This window comes from Streptomyces niveiscabiei (assembly GCF_001419795.1).
GTDB classification, from domain to species: Bacteria; Actinomycetota; Actinomycetes; order Streptomycetales; family Streptomycetaceae; genus Streptomyces; species Streptomyces niveiscabiei.
This window is the reverse complement of the sequence record NZ_LIRL01000622.1, coordinates 1-5,934: the sequence shown is the minus strand read 5'-3', so window position 1 is coordinate 5,934 and position 5,934 is coordinate 1. Positions and strand designations below refer to the sequence as shown.

Genomic DNA, 5,934 nt, shown 5'->3' with positions numbered 1-5,934 from the left:
GTCGTACGCCGCGCCGCCCGCCGCATCGGCCAGGCCGCACGCGGCGCGGCGTACGACGTCGAGGGCGGCGTCGTCGCCGGAGCGGGCGGCCTTGCGGAGGGCTTTCCAGTCGAGGTGGACGGAGTCGGGGCCGCCGATGAGGCCGAGGCCGGCGGCGGTGCCGGGGCCGTGGCGGTCGAAGAGGTCCTCGATGATCGCGGCGGGGCTGCAATAGGGGCCGAGGCAGTCGTTGGCGCCGCACTGGCAGACCCGGTCCCCGGGCTCGACCGGCATGTGCCCGAACTCGCCCGCGTTCCCGGAGTCGCCGTGCAGGACGGTGTTGTCGAGGACGATCCCGGCCCCGACGCCGGTCCCGAGGTAGACGAAGAGGAAGCTCCCGGCCCGCTCGGCGCCCCCGATCCACCGTTCCCCTATGGCGGCGGCGGTCGCGTCGTTGTCGAGGGCGACGGGCAGCCCGGTGGCCTCGGCGAACATCTCGGTGAGCGGCACCCGCCCCCACCCGGGAAAGTTGGGCGGCGAGACGACGGCCCCGGTGGTCCCGTCGAGGGGTCCGGGCGCCGCGACGCCGAGCCCGAGGAGCCGCGCGCGGTCGACGCCGGCGCGCTCGACGAGCCGCAGGGCGGCCCGGGACACGCGGTCCACGATGCCGGCCGGGTCCCCGGGGTCGGTGAGTCTGAGCCGCCGGCTGCCGACGACCTGCCCCGCGAGGTCGACGACGACGATGACGGCGGCGTCGGGATCGAGGTGCACACCGACCGCGTACGCCCCGTCCGCCCGCAGCGACAGCAGCGTACGGCGCTTGCCCCCGTTGGACGGCGCCTGCCCGGACTCGGCGACGAGCCCGGCGTCGAGGAGCTTGCGGACGACGTTGGAGACGGTCTGGTTGGTGAGGCCGGTCAGCGCGGCGAGCTCGACGCGGCTGATCTCCCCGGACGTCCGGACGGCGTCGAGGACGACGGCCTGGTTGTAGCCACCGACGCGCGGCAGGTTCGTGCCGCTCGGCGTCGTCACCGGACTCCCCTGGGGCACGCGTGCCTCGTCCGTCACACTCTGTGCCCGCGTCTGCTGCGTCACCCGTACCACCTGGACCCCTCACCTCGGACGGCCGCTCCCCCAGAGCGCCCCGCAGGCCGAAAGTTTACACTCCGGAAGCATTGACTTAATCCATCAATTGGATTTAGCTGACGCCCATCAAATCCGGTCGCACGGGCTGGGTGATGTGGCACCGAGGCCAGGTCAGAGCGGTGCACCCACTCGCCCCTGTGGCCGGAAAGAGCCGTAGAACATCTCGTCATTTCCCAGGTTTCGCGCCCCGGAGGAACCACTGTGCGCACGAGAATCGTCACCGCCGCGGCGTTCACCGCCGCCACCGCACTGGCTGTCACCGCCTGTGGTTCGGGTTCGTCAGGCAGTTCGTCCAAGACCGTCAAGGTCGTCTACTGGCAGAACCTGAACAGCACGGTCAAGCTCCAGGCGAACTTCCTCGCGTCCGCCGTGAAGGAGTTCCAGGCGGCCAACCCCGGCACCAAGGTCCAGCTGGTCCCGGTCACCGCCTCCGAGAACGACTACTACACGAAGATCCAGCTCATGATGCGGTCCCCCTCGACCGCCCCGGACCTCGTCTACGAGGACACCGCGCTGATCAACTCCGACATCGCGGGCGGCTACCTCAAGCCCCTCGACGCGTACACCGCGCGGTGGGCCGACTGGTCCCAGTACGCGGCGGCGGCGAAGGGCGCGGTCACGGGCGCCGCCGACGGCAAGGTGTACGGCGTCCCGGACAACACCGACACGCGCGGCATCTGGTACAACAAGCAGCTCTTCCAGAAGGCCGGCATCGCCGTCCCGTGGCAGCCGAAGACCTGGGCGGACGTCCTGACGGCCGCGCGCACGGTCAAGGCGAAGCTCCCCGGCGTCACCCCGCTGAACCTCTACACCGGCCAGGCGGGCGGCGAGGCGTCCTCGATGCAGGGCTTCGAGATGCTGCTGTACGGCACGCAGGCCGCCGGGAACTCGCTGTACAACTCCTCCCAGAAGAAGTGGGTCGTCGGCAGCCAGGGCTTCAAGGACGCCCTCGACTTCGTGCACACCGTCTACAACGACGGCCTCGGCCCGGCCAAGGAGCAGGCGCTCGGCGCCAACTTCGGCACCACGGTCGGCACGGAACTCATCCCGCAGGGCAAGCTCGCGATCGACATCGACGGCTCGTGGATGCCGAACAACTGGGGGACGACGAGCCCGACGCCGTGGAAGGAGTGGAACACGGTGATGGGGACGGCCGCGATGCCGACCCAGAACGGCCAGGCGCCCGGCGCGACCAGCATGTCCGGCGGCTGGGCCTGGTCGGTCCCGGCGAAGGCCAAGAACCCCGACCTGGCCTGGAAGTTCCTCTCCGGGACGCTCCAGACGAAGGCCAACTCCGCGAAGTGGAACATCATCAACGCCAGCATCGCCGTGCGCAGCGACGTCGCCGCCGACCCGGAGTACCTGAAGGCCGTCCCGACCAACAAGTTCTTCACCACGCTGGTCGCCGACACCCACTACCGCCCCGGTCTGCCCGAGTACAACCAGGTCTCGACGGCGATCCAGAAGGCGATGGAGTCGGTGACGACGGGACAGGCGTCCGTCGACAAGGCCGCAGACACGTACGACAACGATGTCAAGTCGGCGGTCGGCGGTGACCACACGGTCGAGGGCACCCAGTGACCGCCGTCTCCCCCCTGGCGCCCCGCGAGAAACGCTCTCGCGGGGCCGCCCCCGCGCCCGTCGTCCGCTCGCTGCTGCGCGGGCTGCCGACCGTCCCGGCGGTGATCCTGCTCGCCGTGTTCCTCGCCGGTCCGATCGCGTACTGCGTCTACTACGCGTTCACGGACATGCAGTTGACCGGCACGTCCGGCACGAACTTCGTCGGCTTCGACAACTTCACTCGCGCGTTCAAGGACGACGACTTCCTCAACGCCGTGAAGCTGACCCTCGTGTTCGTCGTCGGCTCGGCGGTCGTCGGGCAGAACACGCTGGGCCTCGCGCTCGCGCTGATGATGCAGAAGGCCAGCAAGCCGGTCCGCTCGGTCATCAGCGGCGTCGTCATCGCCGCCTGGGTGCTGCCCGAGGTCGTCGCCGGGTACCTGATGTACGCCTTCTTCTTCGACCAGGGCTCGCTGAACTCGCTCCTCGACGCGATCGGCCTGCCCACCCAGAACTGGCTGTACACGATGCCGATGCTGGCGGTGTGCCTGGCCAACGTGTGGCGCGGTACGGCGTTCTCGCTGATGGTGTTCACCGCCGCCATCAACGACGTACCGGCCGAACTCACCGAGGCCGCCGAGATGGACGGCGCGGGCGCCTGGCAGCGGCTGTGGCGGGTGACGCTTCCGGTGATCAGGCCGACGATCCTGACGAACCTGATGCTGATCACCCTCCAGACCCTGTCGGTCTTCGGGCTGATCTACACGATGACGCGCGGCGGTCCCGGCAACAAGAGCGAGACCCTGCCGATCTTCATGTACCAACAGGCGTTCCAGAACAGCCTGATCGGCTACGGCACGGCGATCGCGCTGGTGCTGCTCGTGGTCGGCGCCCTGTTCTCGATCGTGTACATCCGCCTGCTCAAGATGGAGGACGACTGATGGCCGCCGCCCTCGCCACCCCGCCCGTCTCGAAAGCCCCCACGGCACCGGCCGCGCCGCGCAGACGCCGGTTGCGGCCGGGCAAGTTGGCGGTGAACGTCGTCCTGCTCGCGGTGTCCGTCCTGTACGTCCTGCCGCTGCTGTGGATGGTCCTCGCCTCGGTCAGCGACCTCAACACCTTCCGGCTGAAGCTGCCCGACGCCCTCACGCTGGACAACTTCGACGCGGTCCTCAACGTCGACACGACCTTCCGCCCGATGCTCAACAGCCTGCTGCTGTGCGGTTTCGGTACGGCGATCACGGTCGCGGCGTCGATCCTGTGCGCGTACCCGCTGTCCCGGTACCGCTCGCGGGTGCGGCGGCCGTTCCTGTACACGATCCTGTTCTCGACGGGGCTGCCCATCACCGCCGTGATGATCCCCGTCTACAGCATGTTCGTGCAGGTCGATCTCATCGACTCGATGCCGGGGACGACCCTGTTCCTGGCCGCGTCCTCGCTGCCGTTCGGGATCTGGCTGATGAAGAACTTCATGGACGGCGTGCCGGTCGTCCTGGAGGAGGCCGCGCGGATCGACGGCGCGAACACGATGCAGGTGCTGTGGCGGGTGGTGCTGCCGCTGATGCGTCCCGGGGTCGTCGTGGTCACCATCTTCACGTTCATCGGCATGTGGGGGAACTTCTTCGTCCCCTTCATCCTGCTGCTGTCGCCGGAGAAACTCCCCGCGTCCGTCAGCGTGTTCACCTTCCTCAGCGCCCATGACCAGACGCAGTACGGGCAGTTGTCGGCGTTCTCGATCATCTACTCGCTGCCCGTCGTCATGCTGTACCTGCTGCTGGCCCGCAAGCTGGGCGGCGGGTTCGCGCTCGGCGGCGCGCTCAAGGGCTGAACTCTCCCTGGGCAACGCCGACTTCCCCCACTTCTGCTACGGAGATCCACATGCACAACGACCGTGACGTCACCGAACAGCGGCTGCGCCGGGTGCTGGAGGAACGCATCCGGCCCGCCGTCCACGCCAGAGCGGTACCCCTCTCGGTCGAGGCGTGGGACGTGCCGGGCGAACCGGTGCCGGTCGGCGAGGGGCTCGCCGCTCCCTTCCGGCCGGTGAAGGTCGGCGACCCGTGGGGGCCCGCCTGGACGACGAGCTGGTTCAAGGTGACCGGGACCGTACCGGCCGAGTGGGCGGGCCTGCCGGTGGAGGCAGTCCTCGACCTCGGGTTCGGCACGCACTCGGCCGGCTTCTCCGCCGAGGGCCTCGTCTACCGGGCCGACGGCACCGCCGTGAAGGCCCTCAACCCGCGCAACACCTGGCTCCCGGTCACCGAACAGGCCGAAGGCGGCGAGGAGTTCACCGTCTTCATCGAGGCCGCCGCCAACCCGGTCGTCATGCACACCGGCCAGGACCAGGTGCAGTTCGTCCCCGTCTCGGTCGGCGGCCCGGCCCCCTGGCTCGGCGACCCGGCGGCCGACCCGGGCGCCCCGGTCTACCGGCTGCGCCGCATGGACCTGGCCGTCGTCGACCGCGAAGTCCACGAACTCACCCAGGACTTCGACGTCCTCGGCCAGCTCATGCACGAGCTCTCCCCCGACGACCCGCGCCGCTGGCAGATCCTGCGCGCGATCGAACTCGCCCTGGACGCCATCGACTTGCGGGACATCAGCGGTACGGCGGCGCAGGCCCGCGCCGCGCTCGCCCCCGCCCTCGCCTCCCCCGCGCACGCGGGCGCCCACCGCGTCACCGCCGTCGGCCACGCGCACATCGACACGGCGTGGCTGTGGCCGCTGCGCGAGACGGTCCGCAAGGTGGCCCGCACGGTCTCCAACGTCACCCAGCTCATGGACGACCACCCCGAGTTCAGGTTCGTCATGTCCCAGGCCCAGCAGCTCGCCTGGCTCAAGGAGCACCGGCCCGAGGTGTACGCGCGCGCCCAGGAGAAGGCGAAGACGGGCCAGTTCCTGCCGACCGGCAGCCTCTGGGTCGAGCCGGACACCAACATCAGCGGCGGCGAGGCGCTGGTGCGCCAGTTCGTGCACGGAAAGCGGTTCTACCTCGACGAGTTCGGCGTCGAGACCGAGGACATGTGGCTGCCGGACACCTTCGGCTACAACGCGGCCCTCCCCCAGATCATGAAGCTGGCCGGGGTGAAGTGGTTCCTCACGCAGAAGATCTCCTGGAACACCACCAACAAGTTCCCGCACCACACGTTCTGGTGGGAGGGCATCGACGGCACCCGGATCTTCAGCCACTTCCCGCCGGTCGACTCCTACAACGGCGACCTGTCCGGCGCCCAGGTCGCCGTTGTAGGAGTC

General features: G+C 69.4%; 5 protein-coding genes. 4 read left to right on the top strand and 1 reads right to left on the bottom strand.

What is annotated here, in order from left to right:
* Window positions 1–1,074 (bottom strand): ROK family transcriptional regulator (locus tag AOK24_RS28450; RefSeq protein WP_240554166.1); only part of this gene is annotated, 1,074 nt, incomplete at its 3' end.
* Between the two features lie 252 nt (window positions 1,075–1,326).
* Here AOK24_RS28450 and AOK24_RS28445 point away from each other — a divergent pair.
* The 4 genes from AOK24_RS28445 to AOK24_RS28430 form a co-directional block, all read left to right on the top strand.
* Complete coding sequence (locus AOK24_RS28445; protein ID WP_055722913.1) at window positions 1,327–2,706, top strand: extracellular solute-binding protein; 1,380 nt, start codon at window positions 1,327–1,329, stop codon at window positions 2,704–2,706.
* The gene (locus tag AOK24_RS28440) at window positions 2,703–3,626 is read left to right on the top strand and encodes a carbohydrate ABC transporter permease (RefSeq protein ID WP_055722912.1); all 924 of its coding nucleotides are present in this window, start codon (window positions 2,703–2,705) and stop codon (window positions 3,624–3,626) included. The genes AOK24_RS28445 and AOK24_RS28440 overlap by 4 nt, the downstream gene beginning before the upstream one ends.
* Window positions 3,626–4,513: a carbohydrate ABC transporter permease gene (locus tag AOK24_RS28435; protein WP_206191276.1), complete on the top strand. Its 888-nt coding sequence runs from the start codon at window positions 3,626–3,628 to the stop codon at window positions 4,511–4,513. Before AOK24_RS28440 ends, AOK24_RS28435 begins: the two co-directional genes overlap by 1 nt.
* A gap of 50 nt (window positions 4,514–4,563) precedes the next feature.
* The coding region (locus tag AOK24_RS28430; protein WP_167376869.1) for an alpha-mannosidase at window positions 4,564–5,934 on the top strand (1,371 nt) is incomplete at its 3' end.